This window comes from Aeromonas sp. 600948 (assembly GCF_049174875.1).
Taxonomy (GTDB): Bacteria; Pseudomonadota; Gammaproteobacteria; order Enterobacterales; family Aeromonadaceae; genus Aeromonas; species Aeromonas veronii_A.
In genome coordinates this window covers 212980-232130 of the sequence record NZ_JAAKTY010000001.1, presented here as the reverse complement: position 1 = coordinate 232130, position 19151 = coordinate 212980, and the positions used below count along the sequence as shown (strand labels likewise).

The 19151-nt window shown below is 60.0% G+C and carries 17 protein-coding genes and 1 other RNA gene; 5 read left to right on the top strand and 13 right to left on the bottom strand.

What is annotated here, in order from left to right; translation table 11 throughout:
- The first annotated feature begins 153 nt into the window (after positions 1–153).
- From G5182_RS00945 to G5182_RS00935, 3 genes are read left to right on the top strand one after another with little or no spacing between them, the layout of a single operon-like run.
- On the top strand, positions 154–1269 hold the full coding sequence (locus G5182_RS00945; protein ID WP_421254088.1) for a glycosyltransferase: 1116 nt from the start codon (positions 154–156) through the stop codon (positions 1267–1269).
- 31 nt (positions 1270–1300) lie between these two features.
- A complete protein-coding gene (locus tag G5182_RS00940; protein ID WP_042010803.1) occupies positions 1301–2494 on the top strand; it encodes a glycosyltransferase family 2 protein in 1194 nt (397 codons plus the stop codon).
- Positions 2491–3126 carry a sugar transferase gene (locus G5182_RS00935; RefSeq protein ID WP_042052827.1) on the top strand — a complete coding sequence of 212 codons (636 nt, stop codon included), beginning with the start codon at positions 2491–2493 and terminating at the stop codon, positions 3124–3126. The genes G5182_RS00940 and G5182_RS00935 overlap by 4 nt, the downstream gene beginning before the upstream one ends.
- Before the next feature lie 292 nt (positions 3127–3418).
- Here G5182_RS00935 and G5182_RS00930 read toward each other — a convergent pair whose 3' ends face one another.
- The 6 genes from G5182_RS00930 to G5182_RS00905 all read right to left on the bottom strand — a co-directional run bounded on the left by G5182_RS00930 (position 3419) and on the right by G5182_RS00905 (position 9572).
- Positions 3419–4420 carry a glycosyltransferase family 4 protein gene (locus G5182_RS00930; RefSeq protein WP_421254087.1) on the bottom strand — a complete coding sequence of 334 codons (1002 nt, stop codon included), beginning with the start codon at positions 4418–4420 and terminating at the stop codon, positions 3419–3421.
- 80 nt (positions 4421–4500) lie between these two features.
- The gene (locus tag G5182_RS00925; protein ID WP_421254086.1) at positions 4501–5991 is read right to left on the bottom strand and encodes a SpoIIE family protein phosphatase; all 1491 of its coding nucleotides are present in this window, start codon (positions 5989–5991) and stop codon (positions 4501–4503) included.
- A gap of 23 nt (positions 5992–6014) precedes the next feature.
- The gene (locus G5182_RS00920) at positions 6015–6683 is read right to left on the bottom strand and encodes a capsular biosynthesis protein (RefSeq protein WP_194496151.1); all 669 of its coding nucleotides are present in this window, start codon (positions 6681–6683) and stop codon (positions 6015–6017) included.
- Between the two features lies 1 nt (position 6684).
- Positions 6685–8790 carry an SLBB domain-containing protein gene (locus tag G5182_RS00915; RefSeq protein WP_421254085.1) on the bottom strand — a complete coding sequence of 702 codons (2106 nt, stop codon included), beginning with the start codon at positions 8788–8790 and terminating at the stop codon, positions 6685–6687.
- An 18-nt stretch (positions 8791–8808) separates the two neighbouring features.
- Positions 8809–9225, bottom strand: a complete 417-nt coding sequence (locus tag G5182_RS00910; RefSeq protein WP_019445317.1) for a hypothetical protein — start codon at positions 9223–9225, stop codon at positions 8809–8811.
- On the bottom strand, positions 9222–9572 hold the full coding sequence (locus G5182_RS00905) for an STAS domain-containing protein (RefSeq protein WP_005333409.1): 351 nt from the start codon (positions 9570–9572) through the stop codon (positions 9222–9224). The genes G5182_RS00910 and G5182_RS00905 overlap by 4 nt, the downstream gene beginning before the upstream one ends.
- Positions 9573–9910: 338 nt before the next feature.
- On the opposite strand from G5182_RS00905, the gene G5182_RS00900 reads away from it, so the two are divergent.
- Both G5182_RS00900 and G5182_RS00895 read left to right on the top strand, forming a co-directional pair.
- The gene (locus tag G5182_RS00900) at positions 9911–10402 is read left to right on the top strand and encodes a molybdopterin-dependent oxidoreductase (RefSeq protein WP_043819743.1); all 492 of its coding nucleotides are present in this window, start codon (positions 9911–9913) and stop codon (positions 10400–10402) included.
- A gap of 8 nt (positions 10403–10410) precedes the next feature.
- Positions 10411–12237, top strand: a complete 1827-nt coding sequence (locus tag G5182_RS00895) for an ATP-binding protein (protein WP_216953740.1) — start codon at positions 10411–10413, stop codon at positions 12235–12237.
- Positions 12238–12557: 320 nt separating this feature from the next.
- On the opposite strand, the gene ffs is transcribed toward G5182_RS00895, so the two are convergent.
- The 7 genes from ffs to G5182_RS00860 all read right to left on the bottom strand — a co-directional run bounded on the left by ffs (position 12558) and on the right by G5182_RS00860 (position 19145).
- An RNA gene (ffs, locus tag G5182_RS00890) (signal recognition particle sRNA small type) lies at positions 12558–12654 on the bottom strand.
- A gap of 102 nt (positions 12655–12756) precedes the next feature.
- Complete coding sequence (locus G5182_RS00885) at positions 12757–13545, bottom strand: sulfite exporter TauE/SafE family protein (RefSeq protein WP_270817185.1); 789 nt, start codon at positions 13543–13545, stop codon at positions 12757–12759.
- A gap of 105 nt (positions 13546–13650) precedes the next feature.
- Positions 13651–15087, bottom strand: a complete 1437-nt coding sequence (gene arcD, locus G5182_RS00880) for an arginine-ornithine antiporter (protein ID WP_005336921.1) — start codon at positions 15085–15087, stop codon at positions 13651–13653.
- 358 nt (positions 15088–15445) lie between these two features.
- The gene (locus G5182_RS00875; protein WP_139429631.1) at positions 15446–16225 is read right to left on the bottom strand and encodes an SDR family oxidoreductase; all 780 of its coding nucleotides are present in this window, start codon (positions 16223–16225) and stop codon (positions 15446–15448) included.
- Positions 16226–16277: 52 nt separating this feature from the next.
- Complete coding sequence (mmsB, locus tag G5182_RS00870) at positions 16278–17180, bottom strand: 3-hydroxyisobutyrate dehydrogenase (RefSeq protein WP_421230765.1); 903 nt, start codon at positions 17178–17180, stop codon at positions 16278–16280.
- 51 nt (positions 17181–17231) lie between these two features.
- The gene (locus tag G5182_RS00865) at positions 17232–18344 is read right to left on the bottom strand and encodes an enoyl-CoA hydratase/isomerase family protein (RefSeq protein ID WP_421254084.1); all 1113 of its coding nucleotides are present in this window, start codon (positions 18342–18344) and stop codon (positions 17232–17234) included.
- 18 nt (positions 18345–18362) lie between these two features.
- Positions 18363–19145, bottom strand: coding sequence for an enoyl-CoA hydratase (locus G5182_RS00860; protein ID WP_005336930.1), 783 nt, complete (start codon positions 19143–19145; stop codon positions 18363–18365).
- Between the last annotated feature and the right edge of the window lie 6 nt (positions 19146–19151).

The window sequence follows — 19151 nt, the reverse complement described above, 5'->3', positions numbered from 1 at the left end:
TCACTCCCTGAGAAAAGCCCTCCCCCCGCACGATGCAAAGGCAGTGCCACCAGAGGAGATGATCGCCTCTGTGGGCAGATCGCAAGAGTGGTACAAGATTCGCATTCTCCCGCTATCCGGGGTGTCACCCCTTCCCTTGCCGGAGCGCGAACCATGTTGTCATCAACCCCGTCGCACAGACCCCATCCTCGCAGAAGCTCCATCGTACAAATCGTGCAGCACCTGCAGCCCGGCGGGCTGGAGACCATGGTGCTCAACCTCACTCAGGCAAGCCCGGCCGATCAGCCGGTGCATATCATCTCCCTTGAAGGGCGCAAAACGGATGTGCTAAACGCCTGGCCCGCCCTGCATCCCTTTGCTGGCAATATTCACTGTCTGGAAAAGCCTGCGGGCTGGTCGCTGGCGACCCTCTGGCGGCTCACCCGGCTGCTGCGCCAACTCAAGCCCATCGCGGTACATACCCACCATCTGGGGCCCATGCTCTATGGCGGCTTGGCCAGTCGGCTGGCCCGGGTGCCCACCCTAGTACACACCGAGCACGATGCCTGGTATCTCGATAACCCGCATCAGCGCACGCTGGCCCTGTGGGGACTGCGCGCCTTCAAACCCATTCTGGTGGCCGATGCCACGCCAGTGGCCAACCAGCTGCTGGCCAAGCTGGGCCAGCTGTCGCCAACCGTGATCCCCAACGGCATCGATGAGCGGCGCTTTGCCCCAGGCACCGCCGCCCTCGCCCGTCAGCAGATGGGGCTGCCCCAAGAGGTCAAACTGATTGGCTGCGCCGCCCGCCTTGAGTCGGTCAAGGGTCACACTCTGCTGCTGGAGGCGATCCGCGCCCTGCCGCAGGAGGTGCATCTTGCGTTGGCTGGGGTCGGCAGTTTGCAAAATGCGTTGCAACAACAGTGTCAGCAACTGGGGATCGCCCATCGGGTCCATTTTCTGGGGCTGGTCGAAAACATGCCGCGCTTCTATCAGGGGCTGGATCTCTTCTGCCTCCCCTCGCTGGCGGAGGGGATGCCGCTTTGCGTGCTGGAAGCACAGGCCTGCGGGGTACCGGTGGTGATGAGCGATGTGGGGGCGGCCAGAGAGATCGTCTGCCAGGCCAGCGGCCATATCCTGTCGGAGCGGGATCCCGACCGCCTTGCCCAGCTTCTGGCACAAGGGTTGCTGCAGTGCCATAGCCTGCGTGCCGTCACCCGTGAGTTTGTGTGCCAGCAAAGCAGCTTGAGCCGGATGGCTCAGGCCTATCAGCAGCTTTACAGCCGCTGATCAAGCGACCCGATGACCAGAGGAGCATCCCATGGAATGGATCATGATCGTGTTCTGGCTGTGCGCTGTACTGGTGGTCTACCACCATGTCGGCTATCCCCTGCTGCTCAAATTCGGTGGTCGGCAGGCGCGCAAGGTAGCCAATCCACCGCGCCCTCTGGATCGAGGGTTCAAAGCAGACGCCACCGATGAGGCGCTGCCGACCATCACTTTGCTGATGCCGGTCTACAACGAGGCGGCGACCATCGCGGCCAAGCTGCAAAACCTCGCCAGCCTCGATTACCCCGCCGACAAGCTGTGGGTACATGTGCATTTCGACGGCTGCAGCGACAACAGTTACCCCATTGCGCTGAGCCAGCTCGGTGATCCCGCCCTGCAGCAGTTGCAGATCAGGCTGTTTGATCACCCCCGCAATCGCGGCAAGGTCGCCGTGCTCAACGAGGCCATGACCCGGGTGCACAGCGATCTGGTGGCCCTCACCGATGTCTCGGCCCTACTGCCCATCGACAGCCTGCTGCTGGCGGTCGCCCATTTTGCCGATCCCAAGGTAGGGGTGGTCGGGGAAGCATACCGGTTCTGGCAACCGGGCTCTCAGGGCGAGGAGAGTTACTGGCACTATCAAAGCCAGATCAAGCTCTGCGAGTCGGCCCTTGGCGGCATGCTGGGGGCCCATGGGGCCTTTTACATGATGCGCCGGGAGTGCCTCACCCCACTGGCCGCCGATACCATCAACGACGATTTCATCCTGCCGATGCAGGCCATCGCCAAGGGGTATCGGGCGGTCTATGACAATCGCTGCGCCGCACTGGAGCTGGAAGTTTCCGATGCCGCGCTGGAGGCGACACGGCGCAAGCGGATCGGGGCCGGCAACACCCAGCAGCTGCTGCGGTTGCTGCCCCTGCTGCACCCCAAGTTCGGCTGGGTTGCCTTCAACTTTGCCAGTGGCAAGGGGCTGCGGGTGTTGATGCCGCTCTGCCTGACCCTGCTGTGGCTCTGCGCCATCCCGCTGGCCACCCAATCCCTGCTGTTTCAGTTGCTGCTGGGGCTGCAACTGCTGGGGTATCTGCTGGTCATCCTGATCCAGCTGACCCCTGTGCACCCCTGGCCCAATCTGTTTCGCAAGATCCACTATCTGGTACTCGGACACTGGTACAACGGCATGGGCACCCTGCGCTACTGCCTGCGCGCCCCCATACGTTTCATGTCACAGGAGAAAGCCGTATGACACACCCCATTCCAAGATTGACCCTGGTGGTCAAACGCAGCATGGATCTGCTCGGTGCCACTCTTGGCCTGCTGTTGACGCTGCCGTTGTGGCCGCTGATCATGCTGGCCATCCGGCTCGATAGCCCGGGGCCTGTGTTCTTTCGTCAGCTGCGGATCGGGCGCAGCCACGCCACCCATACCGAGCTCTTTTTCATGATCAAGTTTCGCACCATGCGCGCCGACGCCGAGGCGGCTACCGGGCCGGTCTGGTGTGGCAAGGGGGACAGCCGGATCACCCGCAGCGGCGACTTCCTGCGCAAAACCCGGCTCGATGAGCTACCGCAGTTTATCAATGTGCTCAAGGGGGAGATGTCGCTGATCGGCCCCCGCCCGGAGCGACCCGGGATCGCCAACCGGCTGGAAGATGCGGTGCCGTACTTTATCGAACGCACCTATGAAGTGGCCCCCGGCATTACCGGTCTGGCGCAGGTCAATCAGGGTTACGACGAGTCGCTGGATGATGTGCGCAGCAAGCTGGCGTTCGATCTGGCCTACTCGGTTGCCCTGCTCCACCCCTGGCGCTGGCTGGTGCAGGATATGCATATCATCGGCAAGACGATTGCCATCATGGTCGGCAAGAAGGGGCGCTAATTCCGCCGCGCCGACCTCAACCATATCTCAACGCCCATCAGGCCATTGCCACTGCAATGGCCTTTTTTATGGCGCATCCTTGTGGCACGTCCGCAGTGATCACTGAGAAGTCAGCGATCTGATCGCCATCATCTGGCCCCATCCATCCACAGGCCGGATGTCCGCTTGACCAACCGCAGAAACCCGAGCGTTGCGTGATCACAGAAGCAATCCGCCCCCTGCAACCCCTAACACCGGCACATAAAAAAACGAGTGGCCAGCGGCCACTCGTTTTGACAGGTTTCTCCGTGATTCAGGCGCCGTAGACGGCCAGAATATCGGTCACTCTGTTGCTCACGCTGTATCCGCGGGCTATGGTGTTGCGGGCCGCCTGACTCATTTTGCTGCGCACCACCCCATCGCTGCGCAGCCAGTAGTTGACCAGCTCCGCCATATCCCGCACATGGCCGGGCTCCACCAGCCAGCCATTGGATTTATGGTCGATCAGATTGACCAGGCCCCCCACCGCAAAGGTACAGACCGGTATGCCGTGAGCCATCGCCTCCAGGGCCACCAGCGGCAACCCTTCAAAGCGGGAGGTGATGCAGAGCAGGTCGATGTTGTGCCACTCATTGGCCATGTTCTGGAAACCATGAAGCTGGACGCGATCACCATACTGCTGCAACAAGCCGCTTTTCATGGGGCCATCCCCGTAGAGATGAAACGCCCCATCCGGGCAGAAGGCAGCCAGCTGGCAGAACGCCTCCGGCCCCTTTTCCGGCGAGAGGCGGCCGACAAAGGCAATCCGGTTGCCAGTTACCGCAGCCGGTGTCGCAGGCATGGGGACAAAGTTGCTGATCACCGTGCTTGGCACAGGCAATTTGCGAGCGATGGGCTCGCTCACTGCAATACACTTCGCAAAACGCGCTGTGGTGCGATCCAGCCAGCTGTAAAACTTCAGCAAACCTTCCCCGTCATCCCCACTGTGAAAGGTCGAAACCACCGATTTATCGGTGAACCAGGCTGTCAGCCGCCCCAGCACCCCGGCCTTGTAGCCGTGGGTATGGATCAGCACAGAGGCAGGCTGGCGGGCCAGACGGCGCATAAAATCGCGGCTGTTTTGGCACACCTCGTAGGGCAAGCCCTGTTGTTTTAGTAAGATCGTAAAGGGGGTCATGCCGTGGTTGCTCACCAGCACTATGGTGGGGCGAAATCCCCTGGCCAGCAGATCGTTGGCCAAGTGGATAATGTGAACTTCTATTCCACCGACCTGACGCGCATCGATGGCCAGCCAGATCTGCTGCATGGGTAACATAGGCACCTCCTCCCGTGGCTCCATGCCACCTGAAATGAGGCGCTGCATAGAGCGGGCCAGTCAGGCAAAGAGGGGCTGGATCAGGCGCCGGGACAGGCGACCAGCAGGAGGGTCATGTCATCGAGGGCGGCATCATTGATGCGCTCATCAAACCAGCGGGCAATGCGATGAGCCAGTTGCTCAAGACCGGGCCCCGAGGTCAGGCAGATCTCCTTGAGCTGCGCCTCCCAGCACTGGCGCTCTGCGGCATCACGGCTATCGAGCAGACCGTCGGTCCAGAACAGCAGGATCTCGCCGGGCTTGAGCTGACGCTCATTGGTCACGAAGTGAGGATCCGGGCGCAAACCGGGCAAGGGGCCGGTCACGCCGACCTGACGGATGGTGCCGGGCCCAACCAGCCAGGGCGCAGGGTGGCCCGCGCTGGCCCACTGCACCCGCCCCTCGTTGCCGAGCTCAATGCAGAGGGTGGTGAGCAGGGTAGCCCCGAGGAGCGGATCACTGTGAACCGCATTGGACAAGATGGTCAGCAAACGGGCGGGGGCGCGCTCCAGATCGTGCGCCGTCAGCAAGCCGCGCAGATAACCGGCATAGGCATGGGCAAAAAACTTGGCTTCTGCATCGTGGCCCATCACATCCCCGAGCCACAACACCCGATCCTTGACCAGCAGAAAGTCCCCGCCCCCCACGGTGGCCGCGCGGGTTTGCAACGCCAGCTGGTATCCCCCAATGGAGGTGGCGGGCAATAACGGGCGCAGCGCCGAGGTCATGCGCTGATCCAGCTGTTCGCCCCATTGCGACTTGAGCTGCTCCGAGCGTTGCAGCACCCGCGAAACCGCCAGCAACAGGTCCTGCTTGGTGATGGGCTTGACCAGAAAGTCATCGATCCCCAGCGCCCCCGCCCGACTCTGGGTCCACTGATCCTGATGACCGGTCAGGAAGATAAAGGGCACCCCCTTCATCTTGGGATCCTTCATCAACTGCTGGCGCAGCCCAAAGCCATCGATCCCCTCCATCTCGATATCGGAGAGCACCAGCGCGGGGGGCTGCTTTCCGAGCGCCAACAAGGCGGCATGGGAGTCGGCATAGCTTTCAACCCGGTAGTGCTCATGAAGGTAGGCGGTGAGCAGGGCACGCATCACCTTGTCATCGTCGATCACCGCGATCACCGGCAGTTGGTTGACCGGGCCCTGCTGGCGAAGAGTCACGCGATTGCGCTCACCGTCGCGAGAGAAGTGCACCTCGGCAAACAGCTGGTGCACCAGCGCCAGCCCGTATCCCCCCTCCTGCAGCTCATCGGGTAACGGCGCGCTGGCAAGACCGGGTTGCGGGCCGCCATCATCCTCCAGTATCAGACTCAAGCCCGTTTCATCTTCTTTCAGCGTGAGCCAGAGCCGGGTCGCAGGAGGAGCTGTGTGTTTGACGCTATTGGTGGCCAGCTCACTGAAACAGAGCAGCCAGTTGGCTTGATCCTTTGGGGAGACCTGAAACAGGGAGAGTCCCTGTGCCAGCCGGTTGCGCAGTTCGCGCACCGACTGCAGGGTTGCCGGAGCAGATCGCAACCAGTCATCCATATCGGGCCTCCATCAGCGGGCGATCAGATCCGGAAATTGAGCAAGGCGCTGCGCCGGCACCAGCGCTTGAGCCATTCGGTCACCCGGTTGCTGGGCAGCCGGTTGAGCTCGCGCAGGATCTCGCTGGCCAGCCCCGGGTTGAGCTTGTCGTTATAGACAGCGCCAATAAGATTGGCCTCGGCACGGGTCAGTTTATCCACCGCACTTTGTACCACGGTCGTCGGCGTCACCCCCGCCAGCACCACCAGCAGCGCCCCTTCACAGGCACCACACACCTGATCGGCCGGAATATTGCCCCGATTGAGGGCGGTGAGCGGCGAAGTATCGAAGATCACCACATCGTAATGCTCCAGCCAGCGAACCAGCAATTGGCGCAAGGTATCCTTGTTGCGAAAGGCCATCAGATCCTTGCCCGGCGCCGGGAGCAGCGACAAGGAGCGACCAGTGGCCACCGGCTCGGGCACATCATTGGGCCCCCAGGCAACCGCCGTGACGCGGCCGGGATGATAGAGGTTGAGATCCACCAGCAGGGTGCGCAGCCCATCCGCCTCCGAGCGCCTTGCCAGCGCATCGCAGATGGAGCTCACCCCCTCCCCCCCTTCCGACGAGGTGACCGCCAGCGAGCGGATCCCCCGGGCGACCGTCGCCGCATAGAGGGATTCGAGCTCCAGATATTGAATGGGGATGCTCATATCAAAGCGTTCCGACCAGGGCCACCACCGAAATCGTAGTCAAAATGTCGCGCATACCATCCATGAAGATGGCCCAGTTGCTGCTCTTGCTGTCAGGGATAAAGACGGTGTCCCCTGCGCGCAGCACCGGTAACTGGCTAAAGTCGGGCTCTTTGGCAAAGCCGTCGAGATCGAAGCTGCGGGCCTGATCCCCCTGACCACTGGTAGCCATGTTGATCACCACAATCTTCTTGATATAGGCGCTGCTGGTCGGGCCCCCCGCCTCTGCCAGCAGATCCAGCAGGGTCATGGAGGAGTCAAAGCGGTAGCGACCCGGGCGGGCTATCGCTCCCAGCACCCGAATGGTGTTCTCCTTCGGCTCATCGAGCCAGGGACGATTCTTCTCCGGCAGGTAGATGGAGTCGCCGGGCAGCACCTTGGGCAACAAGGTTTCATCGCCGGTTTCAAAGTAGAGGGCAAGGTCGAGCTTGCTGACCCGCGCAGTGCTGCCACTACGATGGGCGATGCGCACATTGCGCAGATCCGCCGCCGCAGTCGGACCATCGGCGGCCGACAGGATGTCGATAAAGCCCATCTGCTCATTGAAGGCATAGCGACCGGGGGCCCCGACCTGACCGAAGATATAGATGGAGCTATCCGGTGACTGGCGCACCCACTGGGACTTGTTATCACTGGGATCGGTGGGCAGCTCGGGGATCATGATGGTGAATCCGGCCCGGATCTTCGGCAGGCTGGCCAGCGCCCCGCCCTGATGAAGGAACTTGTCGAGATCAAACAGGGTTGGCGTGGCCTGCCCCCCTTCGGCGGTCAGGATCTGCACCTTGGCGATATCGGCCCGCTCGTTGGGGCCACCGGCGTGGGCGATCAGATCCAGCAACGACATCTCGTCAGACCATTCATAGCGACCCGGGATCCGCACCGCCCCCATCACCATCACAGCCCGCCCGGGTGCCACCTTCAACCAGGACTTCTCGTTGATATCGGTCTTTTCCGGCACAAAGATGGCATCACCGGGTTTGACTTGGGGCAGCGCCTTTTGCATCCCTTCGGTATAGGCCTGCAAGTCGATGGGTTCGATCGTGCCATCGGTGCGCAGCAAACGGATCTGGCGACTCTCGGCATAGCGGGTCGGGCCGCCGGCATTGGCCAGAATATCGAGGAAAGAGTCCCCTTCCCGCCCCTCATAGGCGCCGGGTTTGAACACCTCGCCCATGATGTAGATGGTACGTGCCCCCCGTTTTATCTGCTCTTCATCCTTGGGCACGAAGATGGTGGCGCCCGGCGCCAGATTGGGCAGCAACTTGTTGTTGCCGGAGTCGAGATAGGCTTTGAGATCGAACAGTTCGGGGGCATCACCATTGATCACCCGGATCCGCTCCACCCCGGCAAAACGGGTCACCCCACCGGCCCGCATCAGCAGATCCACAATGGAGTTGCCGCTCCTGAAACTGAAGGCGCCGGGGCTGTTGACCTCGCCAAATACCTTGATCGCCTTGCCGGTATCGCCATCCCCGCCTGCCGCCAGGGTTGCCGCATCAAAATCGATCTGCACGTTGCCGATCAGCGGAGAGGCGGGTACGAACACCACATCAAGGGATTGCAATGGCGGCAACACGCTGGCATCGCCGGTATCGAGATAACGCTTGTAGTCGAAGCTAGAGACCGTGCTGCCGCGCCGCACCTGCATATTGTTGAGCTGGGCACCGGGCACCAGACCACCAGCGGCATCGAGGGCCATCTGCACGTTGCCATCGGGCGCCAGATCATAACTGCCGGGTTTTTTGACATAGCCCATCACGCTGATCAGCAGCCGCTTCTCCAGCAAGGTGACGGTCAATTGAGAGAGGTTGTTGTAAACAGGTTTGAGGGCGGTGCGGATCAGCTCATCCGCCTGTTGCAGGGTCTTCCCCCCCACCACGACGTTGCCAACTTCAGGCAGTGCAATCTCCCCCTGCTTGTTGATCTGGAAAGGCTGATCAAAAGCAGGCTCACCGGGTTGCACTATGGCCAACCGATCACCGGGAGCCAACAAGGCGGAGGCCAGTAACGGGCAGGTGAACAACAGCAAGAGAACACAGATCAATCCTTCGAGAGCGCCCCGTTTCATAGACATCCTTTTCGTCTGTTACGTCTGCCCCCATTGGCGTAAGGGGAGCCCTGACCAATCAGCACGACAGCCATCCGCTGTTGTCTGTTGCAGCCGCAAACGTACTTGTTGTAGTGATTGTGCCAACACGGTCTGACGCCAGGCTACATCCGACCAGAGCCGTCCGTGCATATCCCGTTCGATATCAATACGTTGAGATTGTAGCCGTTTCAACTCGGCAGGCATACACCCCTGCAGACTCGCCTGCTTTAATTCCGTCAGCTGCAAGTCGAGTTCCTTCTGACGCTCATCATAACGAGACCAGACCCGCCGTTCATCCTCATTGACCGGAATACGGGTGGGTCTTGCCTCTGCCATGCCGCCATACCCCTGTGGCGGCCACTGCGCACAACCCGACAGCAGAATGGACGAGAGCAGGATACCAAAGCGTTTCATGATGCTGCGGCCATCATGCCACGGGAGCGCATATAGGCCTTGATGCTCTCATGGCAGGGGATCACCCGGTCGATATGCAGCATCTCCAGCAGGTCATGAGGTTGACCGGGTCCGCAGACAAGGGCCATCTGATGCCCGTTCATAATCAATCTTTTATAGAGAAATACCAAGGCTCCGATCCCCGACGAGTCGATAAAATGAACATCGCTGATATCGGCCAGGATATCTCCCGGGTGGGTCGAGAGGGTTTCAAACAACGGGCGGAGCTCACTGACGGCCATCGCGTCAAACTCGTTTTCCAGTACCACTACCTGGATATCATTAAGGGTGTAAGTCATGCTTTCCATCGCTAGCTCCTTGTCGATTCTCAGACTATTTGCTGTCACGGCATTCAGCACGCTGCAAATGTTATGCCGGGCAGTGCCACGGCACTTGTTCTCCAAATGATACTCTTTGCGCCTTATTCGCCGACACCCACGCCTCGTTTTGATTGCCAAATTGCAATTAACCTCCCCCGCACGTTGCAAACTGCAATTCACCTGGGCCGAGATCGCCCGATAACAGGCTAAATGACTGATAATTCAAGCCCATTAGACCGGGCCCGATTATTGCTTGCCTTTGCACACAGCTCACAAGCCACCGTTGGCTCGGCCCCCATGCCGCCATATTCCAGGAAGGAGAGATCATGAAAGCAGGCCTTTACATCGCACCACTGTTGGCAGCCCTTTGCGGCACCGCATACGCAGCCCCCTCCCCTGACAGCGCCGTGTTGAAGGTTGAAGGCGCCATCAGCAGCCCCACTCATCAGTCTCTGGCCCTGTGGGACAGCGCCATGCTGGATCAACTACCGGTACACGAAATCAAAACCCATACCCCCTGGTATGACGAAGCCAAGACCTTTCGCGGCCCGCTGCTGCAAGATGTATTGGCCAAGGTCGGGGCAACCGGCAAACAGCTCACCATTACCGCGCTCAATGACTACTCGGTACAGGTGCCGACAAGCGATGCCGAGCAGTATCGGGTCATCCTCGCCCGCACGATCAATGGCAAGCCACTGTCGGTGCGTGACAAAGGGCCGCTGTTCCTTGTCTATCCGTTCGATCAATATCCCGAACTGCAAAACAAGCTCTATTACGGTCGGGCTATCTGGCAGATCAGTGCGATAAAAGTGGAGTAGATCCCATCATGCGTTCCATGGCGGCCAGTCAACGTTTCTTGTTTGTGGTGCTTTGTGTGCTGCTCCTTGCCTTTGCCGGTATTGGTACCATCCAGTACCGGCAATTTCAGGATCTGCAGCGCAGTACCAGCCAGGGCGAAGACAACGTGATGTGGAACTATTTCCAGCTCTATAACGAAGCGCTGCGTTTTCAAAGCTCGCTGCTCCATGAGTCGCAACCGACCTTCCAGCTCAGATACGATATTCTGGTCAGCCGCATGGATCTGGTGTTGGAGAGCAAGGATCGCAGCCTGCTTCAGCAAACAGAGATCTACCAGCAGGCAAGCAAAGCCATTCGATCCTACATCTCTCTGGCGGATATCTGGCTCGGCCCGGAAGCCACCAAGCCGCTCGACAATCTTGCCCATCAGGAGCTGCGCCAACAGCTTGCCTCCCTGCTCCCCCTGCTCCATCAGCTGACTCTGGAGGTGAACCAGCAGGCGACCCTGTTTGATGTGGCGCGTCGCGACAGCGTGAGGGAGCAGATCATCACGACGACACTCATCGCAACCCTGCAATTTGCGCTGCTCTTTGTGCTCGCCCTGCTGATCTGGCGGCAAATGAATATCTCGTTTCTGCAGCACAAACTGATGCAGCAGCTCAATGACAAACTGCTGCGGGCAAATCAGGCGGCAGAGGCAGGCACAAGAGCCAAAAGCAGCTTTTTGGCCAACATGAGCCATGAAATTCGCACCCCCATGAATGGCATTCTCGGCATGCTCTCACTGCTGGCCGACCGGGATATGGATCCGAGGGAGCGAGACTATCTGGAGACGGCGCGGGAATCGGCAAACCATCTGCTCGGTCTGCTCAACGACATTCTGGATGTATCCAAGCTGGAAGAGGGCAAGATCGAGCTGCAACTGGCCCCCCATCACTTGCCCCAGCTGCTGGAGGATATCCGGGCCCTGATGCAGAGCAACTGCGATGCAAAAGGGATCAAGCTGACCCTGGCTGTTGCCCCCGATACGCCGGAGTGGTTGATGATCGACCCGCTGAGAGTGCGCCAGATCCTCTTCAATCTGGTGAGCAATGCCATCAAGTTCACCCATCAGGGAGAGGTCAATATTCGCGTTGATAGCACCCTGTTGGAGCAGGATCGCCACTCGATACGCATCTCGATCCAGGACACCGGGATCGGCATGAGCAAAAGTCAGCTAAAGAACCTGTTTCAACGTTTCGCCCAGGCGGATGTCTCGATCACCCGCCAATATGGCGGATCGGGCCTGGGACTTGAAATATCCCGTAACCTCGCACGCCTGATGGGCGGCGATATCTCGGTAGAGAGCAGCGAGGGACATGGCAGTACTTTTACCTACATCTGGCCCGCCAGAGCCACGACCCCCTCGATTGTTTGCCTGCCGTCCAAACCGCTGGATCAGGAGAGTTATCGCATCTTGCTGGTTGATGACAATGCCACCAACCGCAAGGTGATCGGCGCCATGCTCGACTCCGTGGGCCATCAGGTCACACTGGCCGTTCAGGGAGAAGAGGCGCTGGAGAAACTGGGTCACACCGAATTTGATCTGGTGTTGATGGATGTCCAGATGCCAGTGATGGATGGCCTGGTGGCCACCACCCGGATCCGCACCTCCCAGATGCCTTGGGCAGATATCCCCATCATCGCCCTGACGGCTGATGCGATGCCGGAATCCAAGCAATACTATCTTTCCCATGGCATGAATGGATATATCACCAAGCCCATCAATAAAGAGACGCTGCTAAGCGAGATAAACAGACATATTTCCCATGGTCGGCTCAAATACAACGCCACCCTGCGTGTCACCAAGCAATAACCCCCCCCCTGATTCCGGGCTACTGATTGCTCATGTGGGGCAACATTGACGTCTGCAGGCAACTGAATGGGCTTGGGTCTGGAACCCACGCAGGCAAGCCGCTTCGCAACAGCTGCACGGGCCGTCGGCTTGTCTCGGGTATGCAGGGATTTTTTGATCTCTTTGCGGCGACCACAGGGGAGCGTGGTGACTTTCCGGTAATACCAGATGCCGTGGGGACTGAGCCAGAGATTCATCGATGAGCTCCTCGTCGTCCACACAAAGTGGATGACCAAGGGCTTTAGGAAGCTAACTTATTGAATTGCAGAAACAAGTGGTGGCCCTACCAGCCACATCCCGGCACTCGAGTCCCCCGCCTTGGCTGCTACCTTCCGGTCCTGACCAGGTCGACGGGTTATCAATGCGAGAGGACCAATAGGACCACCGGCGAGGAGAATAGGCAAACTGGGCGTTCAATGCAACGGCTTTCTACCCTCCAACAGATCGTTTGCCTTATTTTTCAACAATCTGCCGAATGAATCAGCTAAACAGCATAAATTTCGCCCCCACCAGCAGCATCAGCAGAGCAAATGCCTGCTTGAGGCGTCTTGGTGACAATCGGTGTGCCAGCTTGGCACCAAGGCGGGCAAACTGGGTACTGGTCAGCACAATGCCCAGCAGGGCGGGCAGATAGATGTAGCCCACACTCCACTCGGGCAGATCGGCATGACCCCAACCCGCATAGAGGTAGCTGAGGCTCCCCGCCAGCGCGATGGGCATGCTGCAAGCTGCAGAGGCCGCTACCGCATTGCGCATTGGCACCGAGTTCCAGCTCAGGTAAGGGACGGTGAGCGAGCCACCGCCAATGCCAAACAGCGCTGACATCCAGCCAATGATGGTACCGGCGATGCCTGTGCCGAACGCTCCTGGCAGGTGTCTTTCCGCCTTGGGCTTGAGGTTAAGCCCCATCTGCAGCGCCATAGTCCAGGCGAAGCAGCCGATAATGATATTGAGGGTGCCGGTACTGAGCAGATTGGCCGTCATACCACCGAGCCAGGCACCAACCAACATACCAGCCCCCAATCTGCGGATCATCACCCAGTCGACGGCGCCCGCTTCCTGGTGCGCTCTAAGCGAGCTGAATCCGGTAAAGATCATGGTGGGAAGGGAAGTGCCGAGGGCCAGATGGGTAATTATTTCAGGGTCGATACCCTGAGCGCGAAAGGTCATGACCAGCACGGGGACAATGATCAATCCACCGCCAATCCCGAACAGCCCCGCCAGCATGCCGGCAAAGGCGCCCAGCAGGAGGTAACCCATAAACAGCATAAAAATTCCTGTGTTAAACAAAAACTGGCCAACACGGCCGGGCAACAGTGGATATCTGCATGAAAAAAAAGAGATGGCGCGAGGGCCATCTCTTCATTGTGCCGGTTAGTGCAGTGGAATGGTACCGTCCATCACCTTGTAGAAGGCCAGCACGGCACAGCCGAGCAGGGCCGCCGTCATCCCCTGCTCCAATCGGTTAAGGCCGCGCAGACCGTGATGCTGACGCGCCTTCCAGTAGATGAAGATGCCCGGACTATAGAGCAGCGCCACCAGCAACAGGTACTCCACACCGGCAGCGTAGACCAGCCAGCAGCCGTAAACGGTCGCCACCAGGGCCAGCAGCAGGTCACGCTTGCGCTGATGAGGTTGACCCTGATAGGTCTCCCCTTTCAATGCCAGCTTCAGGCCATAGGCACCGGAGAAAACGTAGGGCACCAGCGCCGCCGAGGTGGCGATGTTGACCAGCGCCAGATAGGTGCTGCTCTGGAAGTAGATGATGATCAGGAAGATCTGCACCAGACAGGTGGAGCACCAGAGGGACACCTGCGGCGAGCCGTTTTTGTTCTCCTTGGCAAACCAGCCCGGGAAGACGCCGGTCTTGCCTGCGATATAGGGCACTTCAGCGGCCAGCACGGTCCAGCTGAGCAGAGCACCCATTACCGACACCACCAGACCGATGTTGATAAGCCAGGCGCCCCAGGGGCCGACTACGGCTTCAAGGATCATGGCGGTCGAAGGGTTCTTGAGCGCCGCCAGTTGCGGCTGGCTCATGACACCCAGCGAGAACAGGGTCACCATCACGTAGAGCGTCAGGGCGCCGAGCAGCGCCAGCACGGTGGCACGGCCCACATCCTTGCGATGACGGGCACGGGCAGAGACTACCACGGCCCCTTCAATCCCGATAAAGACCCAGAGGGTCACCTTCATGGTGGACTTGACCTGATCCATCACGGAGCCCAGCTCCATGTTGTTCTGGCCCCAGATATCCAGAGTGAAGGTATCCATGTTGAAGGCCAGCAGGATCGCAACACAGAAGACGATGAGCGGCACCATCTTGGCGATGGTGGTGACGATATTCACCAGCGCAGCGACCTGCACCCCGCGCAGCACCAGCGCATGCACCGACCAGATCAGGATGGAGGCCAACGTGATGGCGACCGGCGTATTGCCGTCACCGAAGATGACGTTGTCCGGCGTATCGAAGAAGTAGCTCAGGGCGCTGAACACTACGATGGCGTAAGAGACGTTGGCCAGCAGTTGGCAGAGCCAGTAACCCCAGGCAGCGTTGAAACCGATGAAATCGCCGAAACCGGCTTTGGCATAGCTGAAGATACCGCCATCGAGATCGGGGCGGCGCATGGAGAGGTTCTGATAGACCAGCGCGAGACAGATCATGCCAAGACCGGTGATGGCCCAACCCAGGGCGACCGCCCCGGCACTGGCATGCGCAGCAATGTTTTGTGGCAGACTGAAGACCCCGGCGCCGACCATGGAGCCGATCACCAGCGAAATGAGGGCGCCCAGCCCTAGTTTCTTGTCCATTTCAATCCTGTTTATTTAGGCGGCGGCAGAGCGTCCGTATTCATACTGCGCGCAATATGGGAGGGGCTGGGAATCCTGACCCCGTGAAAAAGGCGGCAACTATATTGCATGACTATTCCGACCGCAATCCCTCGTCCCGTCAATCATGCACCGCCTTGACCGCGCGCAATTTTACAGCACTGACCCATATGGCCTGTGAGCTGGCTCAAATTAACCAAGACCCATTGATATTTCTCATTTTTCTGCCAACACAACCTGACTCGCATGGTTCCTATGCATCGCCATTCAGGCGCTCTCTGTATAAATAATCTGCATAAAAAAGCCCCGGTGGAAACACCGGGGCCCATTATGTAAATCCCTATAAACGCAAACCGCCATCCAGTTCTACCATCCGCCCCGACAGATAGTCGTTGGCAAAAATAAAGCTCACCGTCTCGGCCAGCTGTTGCGCCTCGCCAAGGGTGCCGACCGGAATGGCCTGCTGCATCCGCGCCATCGCCTCCGGCTTCATCGCCGCCGTCATGTCGGTGGCAAACACCCCAGGGGCAATTCCCATGACCCGAATGCCATGGCGAGCCAGCTCCCGCGCCCAGGTCACCACCAGCGAGGCAACTCCCGCCTTGCTGGCGGCATAGTTGCTCTGGCCGATATTGCCGGCGCGAGCAATGGAGGAGATGTTGATGATGACGCCCCCCTGCCCCCCTTGCGCCATCAGCGCCGCCCCCTCGCGACCGCAGAGGAAGGTACCGGTGAGGTTGACGTCAATCACGCTCTGCCACTGGGCCAGCGTCATCTTCTCCACCAGCTCACCCTCTTTCACCTTGATCAGCATGCCATCGCGCAAAATGCCGGCGCAGTTGATAAGACCGTGCAGCACGCCAAAACGCTCCTTGATGCCAGCAAAAACCGACTCAACCTCGGCTTCGCTCGCCACATTGCAGACAAACAGCTCGCACTGGCTATCTTGATCGCACTGATCATTCTGACTGCGCACCAGGGCGGCGGTCGCTTCCAGATCGGCGCGATTGATGTCGAGCAGTGCCAGCGTCGCCCCCTGTGCGCCCAGGGCCAACGCAATGGCCCGTCCCAAGCCACGTCCGGCGCCGGTAATAACGATGACCTTATCTTTGATATCCATCAATGCTCCTTGTAGCTGGTCGAAGGGAGATGCCTTGAAGAGAGGTGGCCCGTCAGGCGGGACCCTGTTTATCCAGATAGAGTTCGACGATGCTGGAGAAATCGCGACTCCCCTGCCCCTGGGCGGCATGCAGGTTGAACAGGTTGCGGGCCAGCGCCCCCATGGGCACAGCGCTGTGCCCATGCTCGGCCAGCGCCATGGCCAATCCCAAATCTTTCACCATCAAACGGGTCATAAAGCCCCCCTGATAGTTGCGAGCGGCAGGGACATTCTCCATCACCCCGGGCCAGGGGTTGTAGCGCTCCAGACTCCAGTTGTTGCCGGAGCTCTTGCCCATGATGGTGGAGAGCACGGCGGGATCCAGTCCCTCCTTCACCCCGAGGGCCAGCGCCTCGGCAGTGCCCGCCATATGGATCGCAAGCAGCATGTTGTTGCACATCTTGGCGATCTGCCCGGCACCCAGCGTCCCGGCGTGAAACAGGTTCTGCCCCATGCAGGCGAGCAGAGGTTTCGCCGACTCGAAATCTGCCGCGTCGCCGCCAACGATAAAGGTGAGCGTCCCAGCGGCCGCACCGACGACACCGCCCGATACAGGGGCATCGATAAAGCGCAAACCACGGGCGCGGGCTGCCTCCCCGACCTGACGGGCAGAGTCGACATCGATAGTGGAGCAGTCGATCACCAGTGCACCAACCGGCAGGGCTGCCAGCAGATCCTGCCCCTCAGACAACCAAAGGTCGCGCACATGCTCCCCCGCAGGTAGCATGCTGATCACCACCTCGCAGCAGGTCACCGCCTCTCGGGCATCCCCCGCTGCGATACAGCCAGCGGCGATGGCGCGCTCAATGTTTTGAGCAACCAGATCAAACACCTGCACCGTGTGCCCGGCCCTGGCCAGATTGGCCGCCATGGGCCCGCCCATGTTGCCGAGCCCGATAAATCCTATCCTTGTCATCCCGCTTGCTCCTTGCGTTGCTGATGGCGGCGTCCGACGGTTGCCAACCTGTTATTCCTTGCAGGCCAACGGATTGCTCCCCTGCGGCCAGCGATAAAACTCATCCAGCCACTCCCCCTCCGGTGGTAGCTGCTGCCAGCGGGGACCTTTATCCTTGTCGATCAGCAGTGCTCGCACCCCTTCCACAAAATCGCCCTTGAGCACGCAGTTGACCGAGAGGGTCAGCTCCTCGGCAAGTACCTCGGCCAGGGAGTAGCGGCGAGCCTGCCAATATTGGCGCCACAAAATGGCACGGCTGATGGGGCTGCCGGTGCGGCAGAGCTGCTGCGCCTGCTGGAGTACCGCCTCCTGTTCATCGAACTGAGCCTCGAACAACCGCGCCAATACCCCTTGCAGCGTGCGCCCCGCCAGCAGGGCATCGATCCTCTGTTGATGGGGCAGCAGCACAGGCGCTGGCAAGCGGGCCGCCACCTCACTGTGCAATTCCCTGAGCAACAGATCGATCTGCTCACGGGGATCACCACTGCCAGTCCAGTCGAGCACGGCGAAGCGTGACAACAGCGCACTGCGCTCGCCACTGGCGATGGCGTGATCCGCCAGCCCAAGACCGATGGCATCACTCCCGTTGAAGCGGGCGCCAGTCAGACCGAGCCAGAGCCCCAGCCGCCCCGGCAGCCGGCTTAAAAACCAGCTCGCTCCCACGTCGGGGTAGAGGCCAATGGTCACCTCCGGCATGGCAAACAGGCTTCTTTCGGTGACAACCCGAAAATCGGCTCCGGCAAACAGGCCAATGCCGCCCCCCATGCAGATACCGTCCGCCACGCAGATCAGGGGCTTGCGGTAAGAGTGGATGTGGTGGTCGAGCCGGTACTCCTGCTCGAAAAAGTCGCGGGCATATTCGAACAGTTCCGATCCGCTTGCCTCCTGCTTGCGGTAATAGAAGGAGCGGATATCGCCACCGGCACAAAATGCCTTCTCACCCATCCCCTGCAGCAGTACACAGACGATGGCGGGATCCTGCTCCCAACGGGTCAGCGTCTGTTGCAGGATCTGGATCATCGGCAGGCTCAATGCGTTGAGAGACGCAGGGCTGTCGAGGGTCAACACCCCGATCTGATGGCCATCTTCGGTGGGATAACAGCTAACCTTGACCGGCTCACTCATAAACGGCTCCGTATGGATTTACTCTGTTGGGCCATATTGCCAGCGCGGTAAGCGTTTCTCCAGGAAGGCGGCCACCCCTTCACGCTGATTGGCATCGCTAAAGAGATCGAGAAACAGCGACCGCTCAAGGGGCAAGGCGGCATCCCGCGGGCCACTGCGGCCCTGATTGATCAGGGTTTTGCAGGCGCGCAGGGCGCTCGGGCTCTGGCGCTCCACCAGATGGGCCATCTGGTGCGCCGCCTCCCATGCCTGACCGGTTTTCACCACCTCCTCCACCAGCCCCATCTCGTAGGCCAGCGAGGCACTCACCTTCTCACCGCAGAGGATCATCCGCTTGGCCCAGCCCGGCCCCACCAGCTCGGTCAGGCGCTGGGTGCCACCGGCACAGGGAAGCAAGCCCACCGAGGCTTCCGGCAGTCCCAGCAACGCCTGCTGCTCGGCGATGCGGATATCACAGGCCAGCGCCACTTCCAGGCCACCGCCCATGGCATAACCATTGATGGCGGCGATACTGACACCGTGAAAACGGGCCAGCGCCTCGAAGGCCTTGCCAAAGGCCTCGGCTACTTCGCGGGCCAGCTCGACATTCCCCTCGACAAACATATTGAGGTCGGCACCGGCGCAGAAAAATTTGTCTCCCGCACCGCGGATCACCAGCGCCACCACGTCGGGACGACTGTCGAGCTCCACCATCATCTGCAAAAAGGCCTGCAGGCTGGCGAGGGTCCAGGTGTTGGCAGGGGGATGGTCGAGGGTGATATAGGCCACGTGGCCATGATATTCGAGTCTGATCCTTGTCATAGCATT